General features: G+C 42.0%; 30 protein-coding genes and 1 other annotated feature. Of the genes, 6 read left to right on the top strand and 24 right to left on the bottom strand.

Annotated elements, in window-relative coordinates:
• Positions 1 to 44: 44 nt before the first annotated feature.
• From AOQ70_RS02115 to AOQ70_RS02095, 5 genes are all read right to left on the bottom strand, one after another.
• Positions 45 to 275 (bottom strand): YrhC family protein, encoded by a 231-nt coding sequence (locus tag AOQ70_RS02115; RefSeq protein ID WP_034279976.1) that lies wholly within the window; start codon positions 273 to 275, stop codon positions 45 to 47.
• Positions 276 to 347: 72 nt separating this feature from the next.
• On the bottom strand, positions 348 to 1496 hold the full coding sequence (locus AOQ70_RS02110; protein WP_059374695.1) for a bifunctional cystathionine gamma-lyase/homocysteine desulfhydrase: 1149 nt from the start codon (positions 1494 to 1496) through the stop codon (positions 348 to 350).
• A gap of 1 nt (position 1497) precedes the next feature.
• On the bottom strand, positions 1498 to 2421 hold the full coding sequence (locus tag AOQ70_RS02105; protein ID WP_059374692.1) for a PLP-dependent cysteine synthase family protein: 924 nt from the start codon (positions 2419 to 2421) through the stop codon (positions 1498 to 1500).
• A 46-nt stretch (positions 2422 to 2467) separates the two neighbouring features.
• Positions 2468 to 3163 carry a 5'-methylthioadenosine/S-adenosylhomocysteine nucleosidase gene (gene mtnN, locus AOQ70_RS02100; protein WP_024423101.1) on the bottom strand — a complete coding sequence of 232 codons (696 nt, stop codon included), beginning with the start codon at positions 3161 to 3163 and terminating at the stop codon, positions 2468 to 2470.
• Positions 3164 to 3178: 15 nt separating this feature from the next.
• Positions 3179 to 3820, bottom strand: a complete 642-nt coding sequence (locus tag AOQ70_RS02095) for a class I SAM-dependent DNA methyltransferase (RefSeq protein WP_059374690.1) — start codon at positions 3818 to 3820, stop codon at positions 3179 to 3181.
• A gap of 186 nt (positions 3821 to 4006) precedes the next feature.
• Here AOQ70_RS02095 and AOQ70_RS02090 point away from each other — a divergent pair, with 186 nt between their 5' ends.
• Positions 4007 to 4210, top strand: coding sequence for a YrzA family protein (locus AOQ70_RS02090; protein ID WP_024423103.1), 204 nt, complete (start codon positions 4007 to 4009; stop codon positions 4208 to 4210).
• 38 nt (positions 4211 to 4248) lie between these two features.
• Here AOQ70_RS02090 and AOQ70_RS02085 read toward each other — a convergent pair whose 3' ends face one another.
• From AOQ70_RS02085 to greA, 3 genes are all read right to left on the bottom strand, one after another.
• The gene (locus tag AOQ70_RS02085; protein WP_058839014.1) at positions 4249 to 4914 is read right to left on the bottom strand and encodes a YrrS family protein; all 666 of its coding nucleotides are present in this window, start codon (positions 4912 to 4914) and stop codon (positions 4249 to 4251) included.
• Between the two features lie 67 nt (positions 4915 to 4981).
• Positions 4982 to 6724 carry a peptidoglycan D,D-transpeptidase FtsI family protein gene (locus tag AOQ70_RS02080; RefSeq protein ID WP_059374688.1) on the bottom strand — a complete coding sequence of 581 codons (1743 nt, stop codon included), beginning with the start codon at positions 6722 to 6724 and terminating at the stop codon, positions 4982 to 4984.
• Between the two features lie 50 nt (positions 6725 to 6774).
• A complete protein-coding gene (greA, locus tag AOQ70_RS02075; protein ID WP_047202506.1) occupies positions 6775 to 7248 on the bottom strand; it encodes a transcription elongation factor GreA in 474 nt (157 codons plus the stop codon).
• 623 nt (positions 7249 to 7871) lie between these two features.
• Between greA and AOQ70_RS02070 the strand changes: the two genes are divergently transcribed.
• Positions 7872 to 8219, top strand: a complete 348-nt coding sequence (locus tag AOQ70_RS02070) for an Ig-like domain-containing protein (RefSeq protein WP_059374687.1) — start codon at positions 7872 to 7874, stop codon at positions 8217 to 8219.
• A gap of 52 nt (positions 8220 to 8271) precedes the next feature.
• Here the strand turns inward: AOQ70_RS02070 and udk are convergent, their stop codons facing one another.
• From udk to AOQ70_RS02005, 13 genes are all read right to left on the bottom strand, one after another.
• Positions 8272 to 8904, bottom strand: a complete 633-nt coding sequence (udk, locus tag AOQ70_RS02065) for a uridine kinase (protein ID WP_024423106.1) — start codon at positions 8902 to 8904, stop codon at positions 8272 to 8274.
• A gap of 7 nt (positions 8905 to 8911) precedes the next feature.
• A complete protein-coding gene (locus AOQ70_RS02060) occupies positions 8912 to 10180 on the bottom strand; it encodes a peptidase U32 family protein (RefSeq protein WP_059374684.1) in 1269 nt (422 codons plus the stop codon).
• Between the two features lie 20 nt (positions 10181 to 10200).
• Positions 10201 to 11130 carry a peptidase U32 family protein gene (locus tag AOQ70_RS02055; protein WP_059374682.1) on the bottom strand — a complete coding sequence of 310 codons (930 nt, stop codon included), beginning with the start codon at positions 11128 to 11130 and terminating at the stop codon, positions 10201 to 10203.
• On the bottom strand, positions 11127 to 11792 hold the full coding sequence (locus AOQ70_RS02050; protein WP_039180249.1) for an O-methyltransferase: 666 nt from the start codon (positions 11790 to 11792) through the stop codon (positions 11127 to 11129). The genes AOQ70_RS02055 and AOQ70_RS02050 overlap by 4 nt, the downstream gene beginning before the upstream one ends.
• A 211-nt stretch (positions 11793 to 12003) precedes the next feature.
• Positions 12004 to 13086 carry an endolytic transglycosylase MltG gene (gene mltG, locus AOQ70_RS02045; protein WP_039180252.1) on the bottom strand — a complete coding sequence of 361 codons (1083 nt, stop codon included), beginning with the start codon at positions 13084 to 13086 and terminating at the stop codon, positions 12004 to 12006.
• A gap of 73 nt (positions 13087 to 13159) precedes the next feature.
• Complete coding sequence (locus tag AOQ70_RS02040) at positions 13160 to 14248, bottom strand: acetyl-CoA C-acyltransferase (protein ID WP_059374680.1); 1089 nt, start codon at positions 14246 to 14248, stop codon at positions 13160 to 13162.
• Positions 14236 to 15696: an acyl-CoA synthetase gene (locus tag AOQ70_RS02035; RefSeq protein WP_059374705.1), complete on the bottom strand. Its 1461-nt coding sequence runs from the start codon at positions 15694 to 15696 to the stop codon at positions 14236 to 14238. Before AOQ70_RS02035 ends, AOQ70_RS02040 begins: the two co-directional genes overlap by 13 nt.
• Positions 15696 to 16262 carry a biotin transporter BioY gene (locus AOQ70_RS02030; RefSeq protein ID WP_059374677.1) on the bottom strand — a complete coding sequence of 189 codons (567 nt, stop codon included), beginning with the start codon at positions 16260 to 16262 and terminating at the stop codon, positions 15696 to 15698. Before AOQ70_RS02030 ends, AOQ70_RS02035 begins: the two co-directional genes overlap by 1 nt.
• Before the next feature lie 154 nt (positions 16263 to 16416).
• The gene (locus AOQ70_RS02025; protein ID WP_024423112.1) at positions 16417 to 16698 is read right to left on the bottom strand and encodes a DUF1292 domain-containing protein; all 282 of its coding nucleotides are present in this window, start codon (positions 16696 to 16698) and stop codon (positions 16417 to 16419) included.
• 15 nt (positions 16699 to 16713) lie between these two features.
• Positions 16714 to 17130, bottom strand: coding sequence for a Holliday junction resolvase RuvX (gene ruvX, locus AOQ70_RS02020; RefSeq protein WP_034279935.1), 417 nt, complete (start codon positions 17128 to 17130; stop codon positions 16714 to 16716).
• 3 nt (positions 17131 to 17133) lie between these two features.
• Positions 17134 to 17400, bottom strand: coding sequence for an IreB family regulatory phosphoprotein (locus tag AOQ70_RS02015; protein WP_008358522.1), 267 nt, complete (start codon positions 17398 to 17400; stop codon positions 17134 to 17136).
• An 89-nt stretch (positions 17401 to 17489) separates the two neighbouring features.
• Positions 17490 to 20126, bottom strand: coding sequence for an alanine--tRNA ligase (alaS, locus tag AOQ70_RS02010; RefSeq protein ID WP_059374675.1), 2637 nt, complete (start codon positions 20124 to 20126; stop codon positions 17490 to 17492).
• 80 nt (positions 20127 to 20206) lie between these two features.
• Positions 20207 to 20414, bottom strand: a binding site (T-box leader).
• Between the two features lie 44 nt (positions 20415 to 20458).
• The gene (locus tag AOQ70_RS02005) at positions 20459 to 21523 is read right to left on the bottom strand and encodes an AI-2E family transporter (protein WP_059374674.1); all 1065 of its coding nucleotides are present in this window, start codon (positions 21521 to 21523) and stop codon (positions 20459 to 20461) included.
• 230 nt (positions 21524 to 21753) lie between these two features.
• Here AOQ70_RS02005 and AOQ70_RS02000 point away from each other — a divergent pair, with 230 nt between their 5' ends.
• From AOQ70_RS02000 to AOQ70_RS01985, 4 genes are all read left to right on the top strand, one after another.
• Positions 21754 to 22482, top strand: coding sequence for an amino acid ABC transporter ATP-binding protein (locus AOQ70_RS02000; protein ID WP_024423116.1), 729 nt, complete (start codon positions 21754 to 21756; stop codon positions 22480 to 22482).
• Positions 22483 to 22495: 13 nt separating this feature from the next.
• Complete coding sequence (locus tag AOQ70_RS01995; RefSeq protein WP_059374671.1) at positions 22496 to 23305, top strand: transporter substrate-binding domain-containing protein; 810 nt, start codon at positions 22496 to 22498, stop codon at positions 23303 to 23305.
• A gap of 77 nt (positions 23306 to 23382) precedes the next feature.
• Positions 23383 to 24036, top strand: a complete 654-nt coding sequence (locus AOQ70_RS01990) for an amino acid ABC transporter permease (RefSeq protein WP_039180271.1) — start codon at positions 23383 to 23385, stop codon at positions 24034 to 24036.
• Between the two features lie 15 nt (positions 24037 to 24051).
• Entirely contained in the window at positions 24052 to 24702 is a 651-nt protein-coding gene (locus tag AOQ70_RS01985; protein ID WP_059374669.1) for an amino acid ABC transporter permease, read from the top strand.
• A gap of 85 nt (positions 24703 to 24787) precedes the next feature.
• On the opposite strand, the gene AOQ70_RS19040 is transcribed toward AOQ70_RS01985, so the two are convergent.
• The 3 genes from AOQ70_RS19040 to AOQ70_RS01975 are packed head-to-tail and all read right to left on the bottom strand — an operon-like array spanning position 24788 to position 25663.
• A complete protein-coding gene (locus AOQ70_RS19040; protein ID WP_064497881.1) occupies positions 24788 to 24919 on the bottom strand; it encodes a YrzQ family protein in 132 nt (43 codons plus the stop codon).
• A gap of 20 nt (positions 24920 to 24939) precedes the next feature.
• Positions 24940 to 25131 (bottom strand): hypothetical protein, encoded by a 192-nt coding sequence (locus AOQ70_RS01980; protein WP_003216308.1) that lies wholly within the window; start codon positions 25129 to 25131, stop codon positions 24940 to 24942.
• A 13-nt stretch (positions 25132 to 25144) separates the two neighbouring features.
• On the bottom strand, positions 25145 to 25663 hold the full coding sequence (locus AOQ70_RS01975) for a PRC-barrel domain-containing protein (protein ID WP_052196552.1): 519 nt from the start codon (positions 25661 to 25663) through the stop codon (positions 25145 to 25147).
• Positions 25664 to 25920: the final 257 nt, after the last annotated feature.

Genomic DNA, 25920 nt, shown 5'->3' with positions numbered 1-25920 from the left:
ATACAATGAAAAAAGCCCCTCAGGCACATGAGGAGACTTTCGAATTAATCTTCATCTAATTCTTGCAGTTTCTTTTGAAAGAAAATCGCACGTTTAACACAAACAAAAGCTGCTAATAAGAAAACACAATCTATTCCCATCATCAGCATTTTTGGAGATGCTTCGATGTGCTGGTTCGGTAAGATCGTACCAATATATAAAAAGGTGCTGACAGCAAGCAAAATAAAAGCGTACTGCTTGTAATCTGTCACTAAATCACTCCACTTTTTCTTCACTTGTTTCACCTTCCAGTTATCAATGTCTATTCATAGCTTAACATAGTGAGAGAAAGCGAGGAGCATGTAAATCTATCCATTCGCCAGCGCGCTTAGTCCTTGCTTGATATCATGTAGTAAATCATCAACATCTTCAATCCCAACGGAAATACGAATTAAACCATCTGTGATGCCAAGCTCCTCCCTGCGGTCTTTTGGAATGGACGCATGGGTCATCCGGGCAGGGACAGAAATTAAGCTTTCAACAGCTCCAAGGCTTTCTGCGATCGTAAACAGCTTTAGCTGTTTCAAAAATACATCAACATGTTCTTCTTTTCCAATATCAAAAGAGATCATTCCACCGAAGCCAGATGCTTGTGTTTTCGCAAGTTCATGGCCAGGATGAGTACCGAGACCTGGATAATAAACACGTGTGACAGCTGGATGTTGCTTTAAAAACTCAGCGATTTTCTGTGCATTTTGTTGATGTGCTTCCATTCTTAGTCCAAGTGTTTTCATCCCTCTCATGAGAAGCCATGAATCCTGCGGTCCAAGAATTCCGCCTGTCGAGTTTTGAACAAAGTGCAGTTCTTCTCCAAGCTCTTTCGTCGCTGTGACGACAAGCCCGCCCACAACATCACTATGACCGCCTAAATATTTAGTCGCACTGTGCAGAACAATGTCCGCACCATATTCAATCGGCTTTTGGAAATACGGTGTGAAAAATGTATTATCGACAATCATCAAGATGTTGGCTTCCTTTGTCAATTCGCCGATCGCTTTTAGATCCGTCATTTTGAGTAAAGGATTGGTTGGTGATTCAATGTAAACGGCTTTTGTTTCAGGTAAAATGGCTTTTTTCACCGCTTCAGGATCACTTGTGTCAACAAAGGTTGCAGTAATGCCAATTCGGTTTAGCACCTTTGTGATGACGCGGTAGGTTCCGCCGTACACGTCATCTGTCAGGACAATATGATCCCCGCTGTTAAACAGCATCATCACCGCCGTAATGGCTGCCATTCCTGAACCAAATGCGTAGCCGTTTGCTCCTCCTTCAAGATCACGAATGACTGTTTCCAGTGCGGTTCTTGTTGGATTTGCTGTTCTGGAGTATTCATACCCCGTATGTTCGCCTGCTTTTGGCTGCTTATACGTGCTCACTTGGTAAATAGGTACAGACACGGCGCCTGTTCTTTCATCACCCGTTGTTCCGCTGTGAATCATCATTGTTTTTGGTTTCATTCTATTTTCCTCCCTCATAAATTCCTTTACTTAAATATCGCTCACTGCTGTCAGGAAAAATGGTCACAATGACTGACCCAGGTGCTGCTTTCTTTGCTTCCTCTAAAGCGGCAAATAAAGCAGCACCAGAAGAGCTGCCGATGAGAACACCTTCTTTTTCAGCTGCTTCTTTCACCATTCGAAACGCATCATCATCACTGACAGTGTAAATCTCATCGAATAAAGCCTGCTCCATATAATCTGGGATAAATTCAAGACCAATTCCTTCCGTTCTATGCGGGCCCGGATCCCCACCATTTAAAATTGACCCTTCAGGCTCCACAACAACCGTTTTTAACGACGGATGCTGCTCTTTTAAATAGGCGGCACAACCTTGAAAAGTCCCGCCAGATCCTGCTCCTGCGACGAATACATCGATATTCTCTTTTAAGTCGGACCATAATTCCGGACCGAGCGTTCTGTAGTAAGTCAATGGATTTACTTGGTTTTTAAATTGTAAAACACAATAGGCATTGTCAAGGCTTGCCTCTAGTTCAAGGGCTCGATCAATCGCACCCTTCATGCCTTCATTTCTTGGCGTATGAATAATCTCTGCACCGAGCGCCTTCATCACCTGTTGTTTTTCTTGACTAAAATGTTCTGGTACACAAAAAATGGTCTGCAATTGATGCTTTCTTGCACTTAGGGCAAGCCCAATTCCTGTGTTTCCAGCAGTTGCTTCAATAATCGTTCCGCCTGGACGCAGTTTGCCAGATGCTAATGCTTCTCTGATGAGCATATCACCTAAACGATCTTTAATACTTCCACCTGGATTCATCATCTCAAGCTTTGCATACACCTCAACGCCTTCTGGGACGCCAATCCCTGACAGCTTTAAAAGCGGTGTGCGGCCAATTAATTCGGTAATATCCTTTATGACAGCCATATAATTCCCTTCCTTTGCATGGAAAAGAAGGGGGAAACCCCTTCTTTTATTGTGTTTGCTTTATCATACGCAAGACAAGGTCGGTTGAGTGAATCGCTGCTTGCTCAAGGAATTGATCAAAGGAGATATTGGATTCTTTCCCTGCAATATCTGATAGCGCACGAACGACAACAAATGGCGTACCAAAGAGCTGACAGACCTGTGCAACAGCTGCAGCTTCCATTTCCACCGCATATAGCTCTGGAAACTTCTCTCTTACAAACGCTACACGATCCGGATCATTCATAAATGAATCTCCTGTTGCAATCGTTCCTTTTGCCACTTGAATATGATCGATCTCTAAAGCAGATTCCTCTGCAAGCTTCACAAGCTTTTCATCCGCAATGAAAGCAGCTGGAAGTCCCGGCACTTGTCCATATTCGTAATCAAAGATGGTCACATCTACATCATGATGTCTCACATCAGTAGAGATGACAATATCACCTACATTTAATGAGTGATGGAAACCGCCAGCAGATCCTGTATTGATCACATAATCTGGCTGAAAGCGGTCAAGCAGTAATGTTGTGCTGACCGCTGCATTTACTTTTCCAATCCCTGATTTTAATAAAATCACTTCTTTATCTTCATAAACACCTGTTGTAAATTCACACCCAGCGATGTTTTCTTGTGTAGCATTCTTTAGTTGATCTCTTAAAATCGTCACTTCTTCTTCCATTGCACCTATAACTGCGATTTTCAAAACAAAAACATCCTTTCATTCCCTTTTCTTCGCTTCTACGATCCAAACAAAATCATTCATTTGATGAAAGGATGTGCTAAAACCTTCTTCTTCAAAGATTTCCTTTAGCACATCAATGGATGGATAATATTCCGTTTCTAAATCTTCTGCAAGCTGATCGAACCCTGCAGCTCTCGCTTTGTCGATTTCAGCTTGATGTGCTGCTTGATTTTGAAACATTGTATCAGCAAAGACTATTTTACCATCTGAGTGAAGGATGTTGCTATAGGTGTGAATGGCTTGTTTTTTTTCTTCATCCGTTAAATGGTGGAATGCATATGAGCTGACGATCGTATCCGGCTCAAAAGGCGGCGCTGGAAATGATAAAAAATCCCCATCATGAAGTATATTTGGTATTCCTTTTTGAAGAGCTGCTTTCTTCATAGCATCTGATGGTTCAACACCAAACACGTTTTTATCAGCTGCAAGCAGGAGCGCTGTTAGATTCCCCGTACCGCTTCCAAACTCAAGAACATATTGGCCTGAACGGCGGGTAATTTCTTTTAAAATAGCCGGATACCGGCGAAACACTTCTTTATACTGCTCGTCATGACCACTCACCGTGTCGTCATAAGAGTCAGCCCAATGATCAAATAAAGAAAGAAATTCACGTCCCATTTTCTTTCCCTCCACTTTATCTTTTTATTCCTATGCGTATAGTATGTTTTATTCCGTCGAACAGTTCCTATCCTACCACAACTTCTGTTTCTTTCCTACTAAAAAATACTGGGAGAGGTAGAAAAATATTTGCCCTTCTGAGGGAGAGAGATTAAGATGAATGAAGAGTATAGAGAGGTGAATCAAATGGATTTTCAGCTGGATTTTTTAAAGGATAAAATTGAATTTTTTGAAGCAACATCTTTAAAAGAACTTGAACAAAAGATCCAAAAACAAATTGAACATAATCAGGCGATTCTGCTGACCGTTCATTCTGTCAGTCATCAAACGACTGTGATCGATGAGCGGATTTTGTATACAGCAGTTGTTCATTTTAAAGCGAATGTTTAAACAAAAAAGATAGCATATCTGCTATCTTTTTTTCATGTTTATCTTAATTTTTCAACCTTCACAGGTTTCCAGCCTTTTTCATCTACCCACGTAATTTCCACGCGGTAGCGTTCACCTGTTGATTTATCACGGATGGTTCCTTTTGCATCTTGAGGACCTCCGTTATTTCCTAACCAAAGAACGGTCATTTGATCTTCTGAAATCCCTGTCGCATAAGACATCGCTTTGATCATTTCTTTCCAGTCTGTTGAGCTCGAATCATAGGTTGCTGTATGTGAACCGGATTGCTCTGTTCCTACAGGCTCCCAGTCATCGTTTTCGTATGTTTTGTCGACGTCACTTGTTTTGCCGCCGTCTGTTTCTTTGGCGTCTTTTAACGCATCTTTATTAGGTTTTTCTTCATCATCTGTCTTCTTCGTATCGTCGTCTTGATCAGATGAATCATCTTTTTTTGCATCTGAATCATCGGATGTGTCTTTCTTTGGATCTTTCACATCTTCTTCTGAGTTTTGTTTATTTTCACTTGTTGCAGGTGCCGTTTTTGATGGTGCATCCGCTACATCTGTATCTTTCGGCTTATTAAAAATTAACAAACTCGATGCGACAACCAAAATAAGCACCACAACGATACCAATTAATATGTTAAGCACCATATTTGCCTTTCTGCGCTTATCACGATGTTCAAATCGAGAATTTCTACTCAAAATCTCTGCACTCCTTTGCCTCTGTTCCCTAAGTCGTTACTATTCTAACATGTCATGAAGGGATGTTCTATGTCTGTTTCTTTTCAATTTCATTGACCTTTTTTACAATATCATAAAACGCATCATTTGTCTTAGCCCGGCCACTTGTCTCGTCAAGGTGAACAACGACAAGGGCGTATTTTGGTTTTTCTACCGGAAAGTATCCAGCAAACCACTTATGATAAAGCGGATTCCCCTTTTTGTCTTGACCGCCGGTTTGGGCAGTACCTGATTTCCCCGCTACATCGTATGGCAAATCTTGAAACCTTCTTCCGGTTCCCTTGTCAGAGGTCACCACCTGTCTTAAGAATTTTTGCAGCTTTTGAGCTGTATAGCGGTCTATGCTGCTCCCTTCAGGCCGTTTGTTTTGAAAGGACAGCATCGTTGTTCCGTTTTGATACAGCACTTTTTCTGCGATTTTCACTTCTTTTCGTTCTCCTCCTCTTGCGATCGTAGCCATCATATTCGCGATTTGCAGAGGAGTCGTTTTGACATTTTTTTGTCCTATTGCGGTTTGTGCAATGGCTTTTTTGACATGCTTGTCTCTTTTATCTCCCCACACACTGCCTGTTTCTTCACGATCAAACTGTTTGAAGTGCTGCTTATGATAGACATCCCCTTCCCAGCCAGCTCGATCTAAGAGTCCAAGCTTTGCAGCCGTCTTTTCGATGATTTGATCATCTGCTTGAATGAGCCTTTCAGCAAGTGTCGCAAAGGTATAATTGCAGCTCTCTGAGAAACTGTCCGTCAGATTTAGCACTTCCTGTTTTCCTTCAGGCTCTCCATATAAATTCTTTCGACAGTCATACATGGTTTGTGGCTGGTCAAGGTTTTTTTCGATTGCTGCGGCAAGCACAGCCGTTTTAAAGACAGAGCCTGGTGCAATCGCTGTCAGCATGTAATTTCTTGCCTCGTGCCGGTTTTTGCTTGTGACATTTGGGGTACTCGCCATCGCCAGCACACTGCTTTTTTCAATGTCAAGCAGAACGGCACCGCCTTTTTCAACGCCTTGTTCTTTGAGCACCTTTTCCATTTCAGCCTGCATGTCTTCATCTATTGTTGTCTGTACCTGAAGTGGATAAAAGGAATGAGCTTCTGCTGTATATTTGACGTCCATACCGAACAAAGGGTTTCCCCTTCCGTCCACATGATATAACAATTTTGTGTCTTGCTCGGGTAATAGAAATTCGTCAAAGGTGCTTTCCAGCCCAAATGTGCCGATTTCAGTACGAATGGAAAGCTCTTTTTTGTCAGGATAACGCTTTCTCAATAGTTCTGGATTCTCGCTTGTGAAACCTAATGTGTGGAGGGCAAGTCTTTTTTTGTCCTTCTCTTTCATATATACGCCGTACACACCTGAATATTTCATATCATTGATGTCTTTCAGCTTTTTTTTCGAAATGTCATCTTTTAAAATGAGCGGTTTTTTCGTTTCTGTTAACTGTTTTTTGAGTTCATTCTCTTCCATCTCAAGAATTGAGGCAGTTTGCTGCAAGCGCGGAAGATCATATTGCAGGAAAGGAAATAAGATAACCGCGGGCTGTTCTTTTGTAAGAAGTGCTTGGCCGTTTCGATCTAAAAACTCACCGCGTCCGTCTGAAATGACGACTTCTTCTGTTCGCTGTTTGACACTTTCTTGTATTAAATTGATATCAAGCTTTGAAAACGATTCTGTGAAGAACAGCTGAATTTCTGCCAGTCTCATCAGAAGACCGAGAAATAGCATAAAAATAATCGCACCTGTCCATTGAATTCTTCTTTTTTTGCGCATAAAAACACCTCGTCCCTATTGTGGACGAGGTGTTTACGTGATAAACGTGATTATGAAATTTTTACAATTTGGACGAACATTTCTCCGCCAGGTGTTTGAACGGTTACTTTGTCGTCTACTTGTTTACCTAAAAGGCTTTTTGCAATCGGTGAATCGTTTGAAATCTTGCCTTCAAACGGATCAGCTTCTGCACTTCCCACAATGGTGTAAGACTCTTCTTCGCCGTCTGGTAATTCAACGAATGTCACCGTTTTACCAAGTGAAACAACATTTGAATTTCCTTCATCTTCGATAATTTTGGCATTACGAATCATATTATCAAGCGTTGTAATACGGCCTTCTACAAACGCCTGCTCTTCTTTAGCAGAATCATATTCCGAGTTTTCAGAGAGGTCTCCAAAGCTTCTAGCGATTTTAATACGCTCTACAACCTCTTTACGTTTAACCGTTTTCAAATGTTCAAGTTCTTCTTCTAATTTACGCTTTCCTTCTTCTGTCATTGGAAATACTTTCTCTTGTGCCATGAATCATTCACTCCTTCTATTAATCCTCATCATACAAATTTCTGCACGTGAGTGACGACTGAAATATACAAGAATGAGGACATGTTCAGGCCCTCATTCCTTCTGTCCCATATTCGTAAAAGTCCATCTTACATGGCGTCCCTTTTAGATGCAACTATTATGCCTTTTATTAGACAGGACCACTCCGCAGCGGTCTAAAATCGCACAAACTGTGGAAAGGCACAGGAAGCTCCTGTACCTCGTTCGGCCATTTCGATCATATGTAGAAGAATAGCTTACCCATTCTCCATCTTCCAATACATAATATGGTCAGTGTACGATATGTCTATGCTATATTATTACAAAATTGCGTTTTGATCAAGAATTGTTTGAAAATTTGTGATGATTTGTTTGTCGTTTTTTTAATATACTTTTTCAACTTCATTCTTTCGCTATGTGGTAGTGATTTCTCCAACTCTTCTTTTCTTCATTGTTTTCTTATCATATCAAACCCTCAAGATTTTTTCCGATAATGCTGCTTTCATAAATGTTCACATATCATTAACAAATATTAACAAGGAAATATTTGGTTTTTGTTGAATTCTATCAATGCAAGACCAAATATATGCTAGGGAGTGTTTTAAATGAACATGAAGAAAACAATTGTTTCTGTTCTATCCATCTCTACCTTATCTTTTTCACTAATGGGCATGGCTTCAGCCAAAGAAACAGCGGATTTCACAGTCAATCACAGTTCTTCTGGATTTCAAACTTTAGATGTGATTTCGATTCAAGATTACAGTTTACCTTTAAGAGTTGGTGAGCGGTACTCGGTCTATGATTCTGCAGCTACACGTTATTGGACAGATAACCAGAGTGTAGCTTCTGTTAGCTCTAGTGGACTAGTGACCGCTCATTCAACTGGTAAAGCCACTATCACTCTTTATAAAGGATCGTCTATCTTAGGACAAGTTTTCGTGACTGTTTATTAATATGATGCTGAAAAGACCTTTACACTGTAAAGGTCTTTTTCTTCGCCACCATTTACTCTGCTCGGTTTTGAAGAATCGTTTGAATTTTTGTCACCATTAAGTCGATCGCCACATGGTTTTGGCCGCCTTCTGGGATGATGATATCGGCGTATCGTTTCGTCGGTTCAATGAATTGATTATGCATCGGTCTGACAACAGATACATATTGTTCAATCACAGAATCGATCGACCGGCCTCTTTCCTTCGTATCGCGTAAAATGCGGCGGATGATGCGAAGGTCTGCATCTGTATCGACATACAGTTTAATATCCATTAAGTCTCTCAAACGTTCGTCTTCTAGTGCAAAAATGCCTTCAACGATGATGACATCCTTCGGCTCAACATGAACCGTCTCTTCTGAACGTGTGTTTAGTTTAAAATCATATATTGGTTTTTCAATGGATTCGTACCTTAAGAGCTGTTCCAAATGCTCAAACATCAGGTCATTGTCGAATGCAAGCGGATGATCATAGTTCGTGAGCAGGCGCTCTTCAAATGGCATATGACTTTGATTTTTGTAATATAAATCTTGCTGAAGCATGAGGATGGAATGTCCTTTAAATTTTTCATAGATTGAATTGGTGACGCTCGTTTTACCTGAACCCGAGCCGCCAGCAATACCAATGACAACTGGTTTACTCCTCATGTGGCTGTTATTTCCCCTTTCTCATCATGTTGCTAGGGTATACTTTTTGATCAAGCTTGAATTTGACGATTTGCAGCGGATGACGAGCGGCATCTAGTTCATTGCCTTTTTCATCCCAAATCGTCTCAATTTTGCATGTGAAATTCTCAATTTCTGGTCCGAAGAATTCGACTTCGTCGCCTTGCTTAAAGAAGTTACGCTGCTGCAATGTCACGATTTTTTCTTTTTCATCATAATGAAGAACAAGACCTGCGAAATCAAATGTGGTTTTCTTTCCATGAATGCCAAACATTTGTTCATCTGTTCCTGGTACGCCTTCGAAAAAGGCTGGTGCTGTGTCACGGTTTGCACATTTATCTAATTCATCTAACCATTCCTGCTGAATGACAAAATTGTCTGGATCAGCACAATACGCATCAATGACTTTACGATACACACTGACAACAGTGGCAACATAATGAATGGATTTCATCCGTCCTTCGATTTTTAAGCTGTCAATTCCCATTTCGATCATTTGAGGAATGGATTCAATAAGCTTCAAATCTTTTGGACTCATCGCAAATGGTGCATCTTCTTCACCAAATAAAGGTGCTTCCTCAGAACCTTCTAGTTTATAAAGATCATAATCCCAGCGGCAGGACTGGCAGCAGCCTCCGCGGTTAGAATCTCTTGCCGTCATATGGTTACTGAGCACGCAGCGGCCAGAGTATGCGATACACATCGCACCGTGAATGAATGTTTCGATTTCAATATCGACTTTTTCCTTCATTTCTCTAATTTCTAGCGCACTTGTTTCACGTGCAAGCACCACACGCTCAAGCCCTTCTTCCTTCCAAAATTGAACAGCTTTCCAATTTGAAAGAGATTGCTGTGTGCTTAAGTGGACTTCAAGCTTCGGTGCAACACGTTTACATGTTTCGATGATCAGTGGATCAGCTACGATAATGCCTGCTACTCCAGCACCTTCAATCCCTTGAAGGTATTCCTCCAGCCCGTCCATGTTTTCATTGTGGGCGAAGATATTCGTTGTCACATAAATGCGTGCGCCATATTTGTTTGCAAATGCGACGCCTTCTGCCATTTCTTCAATTGAAAAGTTATCTGCATTAGAGCGAAGCCCAAATTCTTTCCCGCCAATAAAAACAGCGTCAGCTCCATAATGTACAGCAATTTTCAGCTTTTCCAAGTTTCCTGCGGGTGCAAGCAGTTCTGGTTTTTTTGTAATGACACGTTTCCCATCAATCATTTCAGAAATACCATCTTTCAATAATGCCATTTCCTCTGCCTCCTCTTATATTAATAAACCGTTTCTTTAAAGAAGAATCCTGTATCAATCGAACGATTCACTGGCTGAATCTCTTCAATCCGCTTCACCCAGTCCTCTTTCTGATCTTCATACGCGTCTTTGTCAGTCGTTAGTAAATCAATTGCTTTTCTATAAAGTGATGTTACCTCTGTCATATAAGAAAGTGACTTTAAAATTCCGTCAATTTTAAATGAGTCAATGCCTGCGTCAACAAACTCTTCTAATTCGTCAATCATACACACATCATTTGGACTCATAATATGTGTCCCGTTGGCATCCTCGAAAATAGGGTATTTGTTTTGACGCTCTTGGTCATGCAGGAATAGCCCTTCCTCCATATGTCTGCCTACGACATCCATTTGTTTGCCTTGGTATTCAAAGTAGTTGCCGATGAGCGTACGTTTTGATTGAAACATACATGTCATGCCATGGACTTGGATTTCAATCTCCACTTCAGCATTTTCTTTGATGTCGATCACACTGTCCATATTCAGCTCTTTTGCAAGAACAGCACGCGATGCACCTTTTTTACCCCAGTAGTTACAAGTGTAATAGTTTGTCCCAGTCGTTTCTGTACTCCAGTGAAGATTCAGGTTCACTCCTGTTTCCTTTGCAGCCATGATCACGGCTGGGTCTCCAAAGACGACACCGTCCACGTTTAATGAATCGAGAAAAGTTAAATAATCTCCAAGCAGCTGGACGCGGTCATTATGAAAAATTGCATTCATCGCCACATACACTTTTTTGTGATGGGCATGTGCAAGCTCAACCGTTTGTTTCACATCTTCTCTTGAAAACTCACCCGCAAGACGAATACCGTATGTTTGTTCGCCTATTAAGAATGCATCAGCTCCTGCCTCAATTAATGGCATGACGTCTGACACGCTGCTTGGCGTTACAAGCAATTCTGGTTTCTTCATGATTGGTCACCTCTTTTTGTACTAATGGCGATCCCGTCTCCAACTGGAATAATGCACGTTTGGAAATCAGGGTTTGACATGAGCCATTGATTGTATCGATCAATTTTTCCAATTAATTGTTTTTTTCGTTTATCTTCAATTTCTTCTTCATAATTCGTTGCCACTAAGCCTTTGAATAATACATTGTCTGTAATAATCATTCCGTCATGAGCAAGCATCGGTTCAAACAATTCAAAAAAACGCTTGTACTGCCCTTTTGCAGCATCAATAAAAATCACATCATAGGGCGCCATCGTTTGGACCGTTTTAGCCGATTCCATCGCATCACCAAAAAACACGTGTATTCTTTCTTTTAACTTTAATTCCTCAATGTTCCGTGTCGCTTCTTCATAGCGCTTTGCATTTCGCTCAATCGTATAAATCTCAGCATCTGGCAGAGCTGTTGCCATTCGAATGGCGGAATAGCCAATCGCTGTCCCAACCTCAAGAATTTTCTTCGGCTTTTTCATCGAAAGAAGCTGCAGTAAAAGCTCGATGCTCACCTTTTCCATAATTGGCACATGATGCTCTTTTGCATATATCTCTAATTGAGCGATTGCATCAGGACTTGGGTGAATTAAATGTTCAATATAATCATTTATTCGATCATCTTCGATAGTCATTATCTGTCTAGCTCCTTCATGACCTGAAAAAGAAGAGTCCTGCCTATTGCAGCTCTCTTTCTCGTCAATCTTTCGTTCATCTAAGTAAAAACAACCCGATATATTTTACCACAAAGAAGTGGTAATTGCGAACCTATAAAATGGATATTCCAACGAAAAAAACTGCAGGCAATCTCGTATTGTCTACAGTCTTTTTCGATTCACTTGTACGTTAATTGCTGCCTGTAATGTATTTCGCTTTTGCTTTATTATGCTCATTTAACGTTTTCGTAAATACGACTTCTCCATTTTTCTTCGCAAGGAAGTAAACGTAATCCGTTTTCTCTGGATGCAGTGCTGCTTTCCAAGAGGATTCACCAGCATTTGCAATAGGTCCAGGCGGCAGCCCTTTGTTGTTATACGTGTTATAAGGAGATTTCACTTTTAGGTCTTTGTAATAAACGCGGGATTTATGCTCACCAAGTGCATAAAGAACGGTTGGGTCAGTTTGAAGCGGCATGTCCTTTTTCAACCGGTTATAGAATACACTTGAGATTTTTGCCCGATCTGTCTTTTCTGTTGCTTCCATTTCAATGAGTGATGCCATCGTTAACACATCATGTATGGACATGTTTCTCTTTTTCATGTCTTTTTCATACGTTTTCACGTATTGATCTGTTTGTTTAATCATCGTTTCAATGATCGTCTCGAGTGATTCATCCTCACGATAAAATGGATACGTAGCAGGGAATAAGTAACCCTCTAACGGATGTTTCACCTGTTTCCCATTCACCTGTGATGTCACGGTTTTCGGATATTTTTTCATTAGTGTTTGAATAAAAGCAGGATCATCCAGCTTTGCTTCAACTTCCTTCGCTGAAAAATTCGTCTGATTTGCAATAATCGCTGCAATATCAGATAGCTGTCTTCCCTCTGGAATCACAAGCTGAAAGGCGTAATCTGTTCCGCCAGATGTCAGCTTTTTGATCAGCGTGTCTGCGTCCATTGTTTGTTTCAAATGAAAATAACCCGCTTTAAAGCCGGACGCATTTTTGTATTTCGCATAATAAGTGAAAATCGTGTCATTCGAAATGAGCCCATTTTCTTTTAAAATGCCCGCAATTTCGCGCACAGATGTCCCATTTGGAATATGAATATTAATCGTTTGTTTACTTTTTTGATCGACCGGTCCGAGTGCTGATTTAACATATAAAAAGCCTGATAATGCTGCAATGATGATGACAGCAAGGACAGATAACAGGACGATCCCCATTTTTCTTTTGAAGAATGGTCGTTTCTTTTGTTCTGAAAACATGCATGGCCCTCCTCACATCTAGCTTTTATAGTACATGATTCGACGGAGTTCGGCAATTCCTTGCTCATGCATGTCATGACAAAACTTGCCACAAAACGGCTAAACCAACACCGCCACCGCTTCCAATAGCAGCCATGACATAGCTTCCATTCGGTAAGGTGTGCGCTTCATAAAATAATCTCACCATCATAGCAGCTCCTGACGCGCTGTATGGATGCCCAAGGCATAGTGCACCGCCTCTTCTATTGATCCGGTCATATGGTATCCCCAGCATGCGGGCAATAAGTGCTGCTTTCAGCGCAAATGCTTCATTGATTTCAAAAAGCGCCACTTCCTCTGCCTTGATGTTCTCTTGATGTAAAAGTTTCTTGATCGCATCAATCGGTGAAGCAGCTGGAAAATGAGGATGTATCGCTGTCACAGCACTTCCGGCATACCGCAGCATCGCCTTACATCCACTTGCTTCCGCTAACGATCTTTCCATCACAGCGACAGCAGCTGCTCCGTCTGCTTCCTTACAGCTATTGGCGGTGGTCACAGTTCCTTTCCCCGGCAAAAATACAGGTTTTGCCCGCTTGATCAGCTTTGTCATTGGTCTTATTTTAGCAGCTGCTTGATCTATACTCAGCCCGTCTACCGAAACGATTTCTTCTGCATATGTACCATGTTTAAATGCGGCTAAACTCCTTTCCCAGCTTAAAAGGGCATAGTCATCTTGTTCTTTTCTTGTAACAGAAAATGCCGACGCGGTCAGCTCTGCTGCTTCTCCCATATGTGGATCTCCTATCCACTCCGGTGAAAAGCGGGCTCTTTCTTTCATTGGTGATCTGGAAATGCTCTCAGTTCCGCCAGCGATATACATCGAGCCCTCCCCCGATTGAACCATGATGCAAGCTGTTCGGATCGCTTCAAGACCAGAGGCACATTGCCTGTCAATCGTCATACCGGGAACGTGTAAAGGAAGCCCTGCTTCTAATGAGGACAGACGGGCCATATTTCCACCGCCTCCGACGACATTGCCTAATATGACGTCATCCGGTGTCATGTCCTGAGACAAATGCCGAATAAGGGGAGCGGCTAATTGCTCTGGGCGATAATTTTTCAGCATCCCATTTTTGTCACCGAAGGGTGTTCGTTTTGCTTGTACGATCACCGCTTGCATGACAATTGCTCCTCCGCCCACCTTTTCATGCTCACGCGGGCAATTTTCCCGCCGGATGTTTCAATCATTTGATCAATCACAAGCCATTTTTTTGGTACCTTGTAGGCCGCAAGCTTTTCTTTAACAGCTTGTCGAACCGCCTTTATTTGCGGCACTTGCTCCAGTATGGCAATAGGGATTTCACCCCAATATGGGTCAGGAACGCCCACCACAATTGACCGCTTCACCTCTGGCTGTTCATTTAGCACACGCTCAATTTCCTCTGGGAAAATATTCAGTCCTCCATAGACGATCATGCCATTCTCACGACCGCTCATATACAGATAACCGTCTTCATCCAGCCACCCCATATCGTAAACAGTCAGCCACTCCTGCGGCGGTTTCTGCTCATGCAAGTAGCCTGAAAAAGTCATTGGGCTCTTTACATAAATCCTTCCTGTTTCATTTGGCTGACAGACAGATTGATCGGGCCGCCTTACTTCTACTTGAATGGAGGAGAAAGGCCGTCCAACAGAAGAAGGTTTTTGCAGAAAGTCATTTGAAGACAAATAAGAGACAAAACTTAACTCTGATGTGCCATAAAAATCAAAAAAAGTGATATGTGGATAGTTGGAGACGAGCTGTTCTTTTGACGAGATGCTCCAATCTGCTCCCGATGACATGACAAGAAGCGGATTGTCTTCTTTAAAAGCATCGATTTGCAGTAACGTTTCTGTCATTGTTGGGACAGTATACATCACGGTGATATCACCTGTCTCTAAGGCTTGCTTCGCTTTTCCCGGCACAAATTTTTCTAAAAGTGTCACTGTGCCGCCAAAGTATAATGTACTGATGGCACCATATAAAAAGTGAGAGGATAAGAGTGTACCTAATATAAGAGCATGATCTTGATGAGTGATTCCAAATGAAGCAGCTGTCATTCGAAAGCTCTCGATCCATGATTGCTGACGTCTAATAAAGGCTTTCGGTGAGCCTGTTGAACCTGACGTAAATCCCATATAAAAGACAGGGTCCTTCTCGGTATCGCAGGTGTTATATGGTCTGTCTGTGAGAAAGCTCATTCTTTCCTTCCATTCAGATAAAGAAAGAATCGGCATGTCCACGCTTCCCTGTTCAAATCTTTTCATCAATCGATCCTCTATAATGGCGAGATCCGCCTCACTTAACAAGAGCTTTTCGACACATTCTTGATGACTCCATCTCGGATCAAGCGGAACGGCTGTCCACCCTGCACAAGCAGCGCCCGCAAATATTTGAAGAAAAGAAGCACCATTTGATAATAAAAAAGCGATTCTTTTTTGCTGATAATCCGTTCCTTGTAACCACTGTGCCGCTCTCTGCACACGTTCATACCAATCTTCATATGTAATGCTTTCTTGCTCATCTATGATGGCAATCTGATCTCGTTTCATTTCTGCATGTACTGCATAGCTTTCCGTTATTCTGATCAAACTGCTCGCCTCCCTTTAGGCAAATCCCTTTTTCGATAGGACATGGCCTGTATGATTTTGACCGTAAAGAAAGCGCACATTCCCGCTTTGATGAGATCACCTGGAAGATAAATCAAACTAAGGAAAGCCGCCTGCGACACCTTAATATGCATCATCATGGCTTGAAAAGGAATACCGCTCATATACAAAATCACAATACTGCAAACCGCATAGATCACAAAAAGACGCAGTGCGGTTACTTTTTTCAGCCGGTTCACCCATAAGCTGATCATGAAGGCAGCAACAGGATAAGCAAGAAGAAAACCACCACTTGGACCAAAAAAGACCCCTATCCCGCCTCTCCCACCTGACAAAAGAGGTGCGCCTGCTGCCACAACCAAAAGAAAAAGACATAAACTGATCAGTGCTTGCTTTGGCTTTAACAGCCCCCCAGCAAGCAAAAGACCTGCGGTTTGCAATGTAATCGGTACAGGTGTAAATGTCAGTAAAATCGGCGGGATCAAGCCTAACATCCCGATAACCGCTGTCATTAACGCTATTTGCATCATATCTTGAATTCTCAATATTCATGCCCCTCACTCAATTTATTGTTAAAAATAGAGTAAAAGGTACAGTTCATTATGTCAACATGAAATAAATTTAAGTTAACATAATGATCGTAAAAAAAGACCTGTGAAGAAAGATCAAGAAGATCTGTTCACAGGCCTTTTATTCGTTCTATTCTTCGTCTTCTTGATCTAAGAACGTGTTTAACGTTTCTTCAATCATGTCCCACTCTTCATCCGTTTCAATCGGCTCTAGCTCGCCATCTTCACCGTCTTCGTTCGGTGTGAAGCTTGATGCATGAATTTCAATTTCCTCATTGTCTTGCTCAGAAATTGGGTAGTAAAGAACATAAGATTTGTTAAAATGGTCGCTTTCAAAAGTAAATAGTACTTCGCAAAGCTGTTCATTTCCATTATCATCAACGATTGTAATTTGCTTTTCTCCGTGTTCCATTTGATTCACCTCATTTTAATTTAAGCTGTCTAAATATCCTTGCAGGATCATAACAGCCGCCATTTTATCAATGACTTTTTTACGCTTTTGTCTGCTCACATCTGCAGAGATGAGCATTTTTTCCGCTGCCATTGTTGACAGACGCTCGTCCCAAAGCACAACAGGAACATTGTACGTGTTTTCTAGCACTTTCGCAAATGATTGGCTGGCTTCGCCTCTAGGACCGACCGTGCCGTTCATATTTTTTGGAAAGCCAAGTACAATTTTATCCGCTCCATATTCTGCAACAATCTCAGACAGGCGGCTGAGACCAAAGTCTCCGCCTGCTTCATCAATTTTAATTGTTTCAATCCCTTGCGCTGTCCATCCCATTTCATCACTGATCGCAACACCAAGGGTTTTCGTGCCTAAATCTAAGCCTAAAATTCTCATGTTTTACGCCTCTTTATGTGTCTCTAAGTACGATTTAACCAATTCCTCAATTAATTCGTCTCGTTCTAGTTTACGAATTAGGTTGCGTGCATCCTGATGTCTTGGAATATAAGCAGGGTCGCCTGACAGCAAGTATCCGACAATTTGATTGATCGGGTTGTATCCTTTTTCTTGGAGTGCGTCATGAACTGTAATGAGCACTTCATTCACATTGGTTTCAGCTGAATCATCAGAGAAGTTAAACTTCATTGTCTTATCAAATGAACTCACTGCTTCTTGCACCTCTCTTCCAACATTCTACTAGCAAGCTTTTTTCTAACCGCTCATCTAATACCATTATTCTACACTACATCGCCTGATTATAAAACGGATTTGACAGATTCTTCGACAGATGCCAGTGCTTCTTCAAGTTTTTCTGGTTGTTTTCCGCCTGCTTGTGCCATATCTGGACGTCCGCCTCCGCCTCCGCCGCAGATTTCAGCTGCCTGCTTCACAAGCTTCCCTGCATGCAGACCTTTTTCGATCACGTCTTTTGTCACTCCTGCTGAAATGTTTACTTTTCCGTTTTGAACGGCTCCCAGGACGATGACAGCTGATCCTAATTTAGCTTTCAAGTCATCAACCATTGTTCTTAAATGGTTCATGTCTTTAGCATTTACTTTTTCAGTTAATACTTTTACTCCGCCAATTTCAGTCACTTTCTCTAAAATAGAGCCTGCTTCTGCTTGGCTTAATTTCGCAAGAAGAGATTCGTTTTCTCTTTGAACCTCTTTTAAATCCGCCTGTAATGAAGCGATTCGTTTTGGAACGTCCTTCGTATTTGACTTCAGCTCATTTGCTGCCTGTTCTAAAATCGCCAGCTGGTCATTTAATTCTTCATAGGCACCTTGACCAGTCACAGCTTCAATACGGCGTGTTCCAGCACCAATACCCGACTCAGACGCAATTTTAAACAAACCGATTTCCGCAGTGTTTTGCACGTGACAGCCGCCGCATAGCTCGATGCTGTAATCGCCGACTTGGACTACGCGGACAATATCGCCATACTTTTCGCCAAACAGCGCCATTGCGCCCATTTCTTTTGCTTCAGCAATTGGCTTCAGGTCAATCGCAACCGAAATGCCTTCCCAAATCTTTTCGTTCACGATTTTTTCAATTTGAGACAATTCTTCTTTCGTCACTTGTCCAAAGTGAGAGAAATCAAAACGAAGTCTGTTTTCATTCACCAATGACCCTGCTTGGTTCACGTGGCTGCCTAATACATCTTTTAGCGCCTGATGCAGAAGGTGTGTCGCTGTATGGTTTTTCACAATACCTTTTCGAAGAGCTGATTCCACTTCTGCAGTGACTTCGAGACCTTTTTGAGCCGTACCGCTTACGACGACTCCTTCATGGACATGCTGACCGTTTGGCGCTTTTTTCACATCTTTGATCTCAATGATGGCTTCTGCACTTTTTAGTGTCCCTTTATCCGCTACTTGTCCGCCGCTTTCCGCATAGAATGGAGTTTCATCTAACAAGATTTGCACCGTGTCTCCTTCATGTGCTTCCGAGACAATTTCACCATTTTGAAGCAATTCAATGATACGGGCATCTGCTGTTAGATTTTCATAGCCAACGAAGGTGCTTTCTACTTTAATATCGCCTAGAGCGCCCCCTTGAACCTGCATACTGCCGACATCTTGTCTCGCATTTCTTGCTCGTTCACGCTGCTTCTCCATTTCCGCTTGGAAGCCTTCTCGATCAACTGTCATGTTCTCATCTTCTGCGTATTCTTCTGTTAGCTCGACAGGGAATCCATACGTATCATACAGCTTAAATACATCTTCACCTGAAATTTTTGAGCTGCCTTTGTCTCTTTCTTTTTTGATCACTTCTGACAAAATGGCTAACCCTTCGTTCAGTGTTTCGTGGAAACGTTCTTCTTCGTTTTTGATGACTTTCGCAATAAATTCTTCTTTTGCTTGTACATCTGGGTAGAAGTCTTTCATGATTTCAGCAACAACTGGCACTAAATCATACATAAACGGACGGTGGATATGGATCGTTTTTGCATAACGCACAGCACGGCGCAGCAAACGTCTTAATACATATCCGCGGCCTTCATTGGAAGGAAGCGCTCCGTCACTTACAGCAAAGGCAACTGTCCGGATGTGGTCAGCAATCACTTTGAATGCTGTATCCTTTTCCTTTGTTTCGCCATAGCTTTCTCCAGAGATCGTTTCGACTGCGCGAATAATTGGCATGAATAGGTCTGTATCGAAGTTCGTCGGCACATTTTGAATGACAGATACCATTCGTTCAAGACCCATACCTGTATCAATGTTTTTCTTCGGCAGTGGTGTGTATGATCCATCTGGATTATGGTTGAATTCAGAGAACACGAGATTCCATACTTCTAAATAACGCTCGTTTTCCCCGCCTGGATATAATTCTGGATCGTTCATGTCGTGACCGTATGATTCACCGCGGTCATAGAAAATTTCTGTATTCGGTCCGCTTGGGCCCTCGCCTATATCCCAGAAGTTGCCTTCCAGACGGATAATACGTTCTTCAGGCACACCAATTTTATCTCTCCAAAGGATATACGCTTCTTCGTCCTCTGGGTGGACTGTCACAGATAACAAATTCGGATCAAAGCCAATCCACTCGTCACTTGTGAGGAATTCCCACGCCCATTCAATGGCCTCTTCTTTAAAGTAGTCACCAATAGAGAAGTTGCCAAGCATTTCAAAGAACGTGTGATGGCGTGCTGTCTTCCCTACATTTTCAATATCATTCGTACGAATCGATTTTTGCGCGTTGCAAATACGCGGATTTTCAGGTACGACGCGACCATCAAAGTATTTCTTTAATGTTGCCACACCACTGTTGATCCATAAAAGTGTCGGATCGTCATGCGGTACAAGAGACGCACTCGGTTCTACAGCATGTCCTTTTTCTTTAAAGAAGTCTAAAAACATTTGACGTACTTGAGCTGAAGTTAAAGTTTTCATTCAAAAATCCTCCCTTATCATTCATCAATCTCCACACAAACGAAAAAACATCCCGCCCTATGCAAGCACAAAACGACTTACACAGGGACGAGATGTTCTCGCGGTACCACCCTGATTATAGACAAATTCGTCTATCACCTTCACATCCGATAACGCCGGAAGAGAGCGGCAGTGTTTATCTGCACTCGGGACTAGCTTCCGTTAAAGGTCTGATAAGGCTTTTCTCAGCAAATAAAGCCTCTCTCTGCAACAGCTTTTTAACGTACTCGGGTCCGTCATTGAATTTCAATATGTATGAATCGAAATTATTATAGACAACTCGGCTCGTCTTGTCAATGAACGCTTCGTCTCATCAGGATATATTGCACAATGATCACCCTGATAATTGCAGCTGCTGGTACGGCTAAAATCATCCCAATTAAGCCAAACAGCTCTCCTCCTGCAAGCAAGACAAGCATAATGACGACAGGATGCATATGAAGACTTCGCCCTACAATGATTGGGCTGAGGACATTACTCTCTAAAAATTGCAGCACCGCTACTGTGATTAGTACAATGATGACCGATTTCACCGAGATGGTAAACGCAATAAAGATGGCAGGAACTGCGCCAATAATCGGTCCAAAATAAGGAATCACGTTCGTTGCCCCTATCAGCATCCCAAGAACAAGCGGATACGGGATATGAAAAAGCCAGAGCACAATGGCTGCTGCACCCCCGATTAAAGAACAAACAAGCAGCTGCCCTCGAATATAATCACCAAGCGATTCATCCACTGCTTTGACAAAAGCTTTTCCCCTCTTTCTAAATGATGGCGGCGTTAAATACCATGCCGCCCGCTTCATCGTGTTCATATCCTTCACCATATAAAAAACAAGAAAAGGAATGAGTGCTGCGACTAATGCGTAATCAAATAAAACCTTACAGCTAAGAATCATCCGCTCAGCACTATTGGCTGCATATGTCTCCAATTGAACAATGAAGCGGTCCAAGCGGTCGTGAAGTCCGTCAGGCCAGTGGCTCGTATGACGATGAATATGTGATAAAGCGCCATTATAAGTTTCGGCGAGGACAGGAATTTGTTCTGACAGCTCATTTAACTGTGCGATCATCACAGGCGCTCCTTTATAAACCGCAAACCCAATCCCGCCAAAAAACAGGACATAGATGAGTAAGAGACTGACTGTTCTCGGCAGCCCTCGTGCATGAAGTCTTTCCACAATCGGATAAAGCAGATAAGAAATAAAAATGGCGATGAGAAGCGGAATGAGAACCGCCTTCAGCAATAAAAAAACAGGCATCCATAACTCGTCGAGCTGAAGTAAAATGAGCAAGGATGCAAGGACAAGCAAGATCCCTGCAGCATATATCAGAAATTGGATCGGACGTTTCTTCACCTTTTTCACCTCTTTTCTTATTGTTTAACCATCTTCTGCAATTATCCACGTAAATAAAATTTGTCCTAACTTTGTTAAAAATGAATACACATGAATCATACAGCTCCATCCAAAGTCACTATTTGCTGTAAAATCTCGTCAGAAAATATTCCATCATTTACTTCTTTTTACACAAGTTGTGCTAGAATCCACTTTAGCTTTAGCCAATGAAACACAAGAGGAGGTTCTTCATGATCACATTCGAAGAAGTCAACAAGCATTATGGCCAGTTCCATGTACTTAAGGACATTAACCTACATATTCAAAAAGGGGAGGTTGTTGTGATCATCGGTCCTTCAGGATCTGGTAAAAGCACGATGCTCAGGTGTATCAATCGTCTTGAAAGCATTGATGCGGGAAAAGTTCTCGTCAACCAAGTGTCTGTTCAGCATCCGAAGACCAACATCAATCTTGTCAGGCAAAATATCGGAATGGTCTTTCAGCATTTTCACCTCTATCCGCATAAGACGGTGCTTGAAAACATTATGCTTGCGCCGATGAAGGTCAAAAAAGTGAGCAAGGAAGAAGCAAAGGAAACAGCTGAATTTTATTTAAATAAAGTCGGCATTCCTGAAAAAGCAGACACCTACCCTTCACGACTCTCAGGCGGACAGCAGCAGCGCGTTGCCATTGCAAGAGGGCTTGCGATGAAACCAGAGGTGATGCTTTTTGACGAACCGACATCTGCACTTGATCCAGAGATGATCGGCGAGGTATTAGATGTGATGAAGCAGCTGGCCCGTGAAGGCATGACCATGGTTGTTGTCACGCATGAGATGGGCTTTGCCCGTGAAGTGGCCGACCGCATTGTCTTTATTGATGAGGGCAGAATTCTTGAAGAATCAACACCGGCTGCATTTTATGAAAAACCGCAAGAGAAACGTGCTCAATTATTTTTAAGCCGTATTTTAAATCACTAGGGGGAATGGTTTAATGAAAAAAATGAAACGCTTTGGCCTGCTGCTCTTTATGACTTGCTGCATCGCCGCTTTGACTGCTTGTGGATCTACAGAAAAAGGTTCAACTGATGCAAAACAAGGAAGCTCATTAGAAACCATTAAGAAAGACAAAAAAATCATTTTCGGTGTAAAAAATGACACACGTCTATTCGGTCTAAAAAATCCGAGCAGCGGTGATATTGAAGGATTTGATATTGATATTGCAAAAGCCATCACAAAGGAAATACTCGGCGATGAAGGAAAAGCAGAATTTAAGGAAGTGACATCTAAAACAAGAATTCCTTTGCTTCAAAAAGGGGATATCCATGCGATTGTTGCGACCATGACAATTACAGAAGAGCGTAAAAAAGAAGTCAATTTCTCAGATGTTTACTTTGAAGCAGGACAATCACTGCTTGTGAAAAAAGGAAGCGACATTCAATCCATTGATGATCTTAAAAAAGGAACGAAGGTGCTGGCCGTGAAAGGATCTACTTCTTCTCAAAATATCCGTGAGAAAGCACCTGAAGTATCCGTATTAGAATTTGAGAACTATCAAGAGGCTTTTACAGCATTAAAATCAAATCAAGGGCAAGTGCTGACAACTGATAATGCGATCTTATTTGGTATGGCAGATGAAGATTCAAATTATGAAGTGGTCGGCGGCACCTTTACAGATGAGCCTTATGGCATTGCTGTGAAAAAAGGGGATCAAGAATTAACTGATGCGATCAATAAAGCCTTAAAAACGTTAAAAGACAATGGTGAATATGACAAAATTCTTAAAAAATGGATCAAAGAATAACATTTGATTGGTTAACATCAATGCCTCAGGTGAGCCGCTCAATGGCTCCCCTGTTGATCAGGAAGGAAGTGAACTGATTGCTGCGGTTTTCCATTCTCACTGAAAATTTTCATCTTTATTTAGAAGGCTTTAAATATACCATTGGTGCAAGTGTCATTGCTCTGATTGGAAGCTTTTTGATCGGTACACTCATTGCCATTATGAGAATTGCGCCATTTAGGCCGCTCAACTGGTTCGGAACGGCTTATGTGGAATTTATTCGGAATATTCCGTTATTATTGATCACCTTTGTTTTCTTCTTTGGTTTACCCGTGCTAGGTATTGTAGCAGATGGCTTTACTGCTGGGACGATTGCTCTTGCCATTTATACGTCTGCCTTTATTGCTGAAGCCATTCGCGCAGGGATACAAGCTGTACCGCTTGGACAAATGGAAGCAGCCCGCGCTTCAGGTCTGTCATATGGCGGGACGATGCGGTATATCATTTTGCCGCAGGCGATTAAAATCGTCATTCCCCCTCTTGGCAATCAATTTATTAACCTTGTCAAAAACTCCTCGATTTTGGGTGTCATTGCAGGGTTTGACCTCATGTATCAAGGTGACCTTATTGCATCTAGAACATTTGTGACGTTTGATGTTTACATCTTTGTTGCCATGTTCTATCTGCTATTAACCATTCCGCTTAGTCTAGGCGTTGGTTATTTAGAAAGAAGATTAGCAAGAAGCCACTAGAGAGGAGGAAATATCTTGGATTTTATAGGTGCCTACCAGCCTGATCATCTCGCCTTTTTACTTGAAGGATTTGCTGTCACCTTAAAAGTGGCTTTTATCTCCATCATTTTGAGCTTTATCATTGGATTAGTCGTCGGCACATTGCGGTTCGCTCAAATCCCGGTTTTATCAAAAGTGCTTGCGGTTGTTGTAGAAACTATTCGGAACCTGCCGCTTTTACTGATCATCTTTTTCACGTATTTTGCATTGCCTGAAATCGGCATCAAGCTAAGCATCACAGCCTCTGCCATTGCGGCTTTAACTGTGTTTGAATCCGCGATGCTGTCAGAAATTATTCGAAGCGGCCTTAAATCAATTGATAAGGGTCAGATCGAAGCATCCAGGTCTTCTGGTTTAACCTATATTCAAACATTGAAAATGATTATTATGCCGCAGGCACTTCGCAGAATGGTGCCGCCAATTGTCAGTCAATTCATATCTCTTTTAAAAGATACGTCGCTTGCCGTCGTCATTGCGCTTCCAGAATTATTACATCACGCACAAATATTAAACGGTCAAAGCCAATCCTATTTACTGCCGATTTTCCTATTGGCGGCTATGATGTATTTTGTCGTCAATTTCAGCTTATCCATTCTTGCAAGACGATTAGAATACAGGCAAGCGTAACACCTCAGCTTATAGACAAACACTGCGTCCTGGTCTGAAAAAAAACAAAGGACTAAAATAGAGATTCATTTTAGCCCTTTTGTGTTTACATCATTCTCATAACACGTTTTTTTAGCTTTTTCATATCCCGCTTTGATGGCATATCATATCGGCTTGCAAAGTGATATGCAAGTGCACCTGCACCAAGCGTTAATAGTGAAGAAGTCATTTTGCCCATTCGAAATTCCCCCTTAACACTTATAGTTGAATTGAACGTTCATCGTCACTAAACAGATCATCTAAGCTGCTTAGTGTCCCGTCTTCCTCCACTTGGTGTGTCGATATTTTGCCTTTTGACAGCGTCAATTCAATAAAACAGCCCCAGCAATAATATTGATTGACCCCAATTTTTCCGATGTCTTTACATTTGCAATTTGGGCAAATGAGCATAATCAGCACCTCTTTACGTTCGGTTTAGAACCAGTGCTTCCTTTTGAACGTTCATCAAGGTTCCGGCAGCCTGCAGCTGTTTCCGAATCCCTGATAGCTCTGTAAAGAAGCCGTCCGAGAGTTCATATGCTACGATTGTGCCCGAATTTGTACAGAAGTATACATCTTCCAAAATGCCTAAATTTTCACCATCAGGCGACTGCATCATTTTCTTTTTTAATTTCGAAAATAACAAGAATGGAGCAGAGGAATCCATGCCTACTCCCTCCTGGCAGCTCACATATAAACCTTTGTCTGTCAGCTGATCAAATCCAGAGAATGGAATGAGTGCACAGTCTTTCTTTTTCCCCTCTAACACATATCCTCCGCAGCTGCCTCCGGCTAAAAAGCAAATATCTTTTATGGAACCAAGCGATTGGGACAGCTCATCTGAATAGATCGTCATTCCTTCAAGTTCTCGGCATGTTCTCAAAATGTGCTCAACCACCTTTTGCGGAACAGTCTTATCGTGTGCGTTTGCTTCATGACTCATACGAAGAAATGGCTTCCATGAACGGAATGGAAGAAGTTCTTTCCACGCTAAAAGGCTTCCGTATGGAAGCCTCAGATTGTTGACAAAGGGTTAAAATGATCTTGATTTTAGCCCTTTGTCTTCTTTTCAGCGTGATAGAAAACCTTTGCAGTCTAGGAAAGACGAGCATCGGAGCGGAGCGAATTTGACATTCGTGAGCACCGGAGCGCAGGATTGACAACGAATGCGAGGGTTTGTCTACACGCTGAGGCTTCCGT

Origin of the sequence: Bacillus sp. AM 13(2015) (genome assembly GCF_001518755.1) — a bacterium.
Lineage (GTDB): Bacteria > Bacillota > Bacilli > Bacillales > Bacillaceae > Bacillus > Bacillus safensis.
Note: the sequence above shows the minus strand (reverse complement) of the source record. Positions and strands in the feature narration are given on the sequence as shown.

Bases quoted from the DNA above. Each gene is read 5' to 3' on its own strand.
- AOQ70_RS02110 (WP_059374695.1), bottom strand. From the start codon at position 1,496: ATGAAACCAAAAACAATGATGATTCACAGCGGAACAACGGGTGATGAA.
- AOQ70_RS02105 (WP_059374692.1), bottom strand. From the start codon at position 2,421: ATGGCTGTCATAAAGGATATTACCGAATTAATTGGCCGCACACCGCTT.
- AOQ70_RS02095 (WP_059374690.1), bottom strand. From the start codon at position 3,820: ATGGGACGTGAATTTCTTTCTTTATTTGATCATTGGGCTGACTCTTAT.
- AOQ70_RS02090 (WP_024423103.1), top strand. From the start codon at position 4,007: ATGGATTTTCAGCTGGATTTTTTAAAGGATAAAATTGAATTTTTTGAA.
- AOQ70_RS02080 (WP_059374688.1), bottom strand. From the start codon at position 6,724: ATGCGCAAAAAAAGAAGAATTCAATGGACAGGTGCGATTATTTTTATG.
- greA (WP_047202506.1), bottom strand. From the start codon at position 7,248: ATGGCACAAGAGAAAGTATTTCCAATGACAGAAGAAGGAAAGCGTAAA.
- AOQ70_RS02070 (WP_059374687.1), top strand. From the start codon at position 7,872: ATGAACATGAAGAAAACAATTGTTTCTGTTCTATCCATCTCTACCTTA.
- udk (WP_024423106.1), bottom strand. From the start codon at position 8,904: ATGAGGAGTAAACCAGTTGTCATTGGTATTGCTGGCGGCTCGGGTTCA.
- AOQ70_RS02060 (WP_059374684.1), bottom strand. From the start codon at position 10,180: ATGGCATTATTGAAAGATGGTATTTCTGAAATGATTGATGGGAAACGT.
- AOQ70_RS02055 (WP_059374682.1), bottom strand. From the start codon at position 11,130: ATGAAGAAACCAGAATTGCTTGTAACGCCAAGCAGCGTGTCAGACGTC.
- AOQ70_RS02050 (WP_039180249.1), bottom strand. From the start codon at position 11,792: ATGACTATCGAAGATGATCGAATAAATGATTATATTGAACATTTAATT.
- mltG (WP_039180252.1), bottom strand. From the start codon at position 13,086: ATGTTTTCAGAACAAAAGAAACGACCATTCTTCAAAAGAAAAATGGGG.
- AOQ70_RS02040 (WP_059374680.1), bottom strand. From the start codon at position 14,248: ATGCAAGCGGTGATCGTACAAGCAAAACGAACACCCTTCGGTGACAAA.
- AOQ70_RS02025 (WP_024423112.1), bottom strand. From the start codon at position 16,698: ATGGAACACGGAGAAAAGCAAATTACAATCGTTGATGATAATGGAAAT.
- ruvX (WP_034279935.1), bottom strand. From the start codon at position 17,130: ATGAGAATTTTAGGCTTAGATTTAGGCACGAAAACCCTTGGTGTTGCG.
- alaS (WP_059374675.1), bottom strand. From the start codon at position 20,126: ATGAAAACTTTAACTTCAGCTCAAGTACGTCAAATGTTTTTAGACTTC.
- AOQ70_RS02000 (WP_024423116.1), top strand. From the start codon at position 21,754: ATGATCACATTCGAAGAAGTCAACAAGCATTATGGCCAGTTCCATGTA.
- AOQ70_RS01995 (WP_059374671.1), top strand. From the start codon at position 22,496: ATGAAAAAAATGAAACGCTTTGGCCTGCTGCTCTTTATGACTTGCTGC.
- AOQ70_RS19040 (WP_064497881.1), bottom strand. From the start codon at position 24,919: ATGGGCAAAATGACTTCTTCACTATTAACGCTTGGTGCAGGTGCACTT.
- AOQ70_RS01980 (WP_003216308.1), bottom strand. From the start codon at position 25,131: ATGCTCATTTGCCCAAATTGCAAATGTAAAGACATCGGAAAAATTGGG.
- AOQ70_RS01975 (WP_052196552.1), bottom strand. From the start codon at position 25,663: ATGAGTCATGAAGCAAACGCACACGATAAGACTGTTCCGCAAAAGGTG.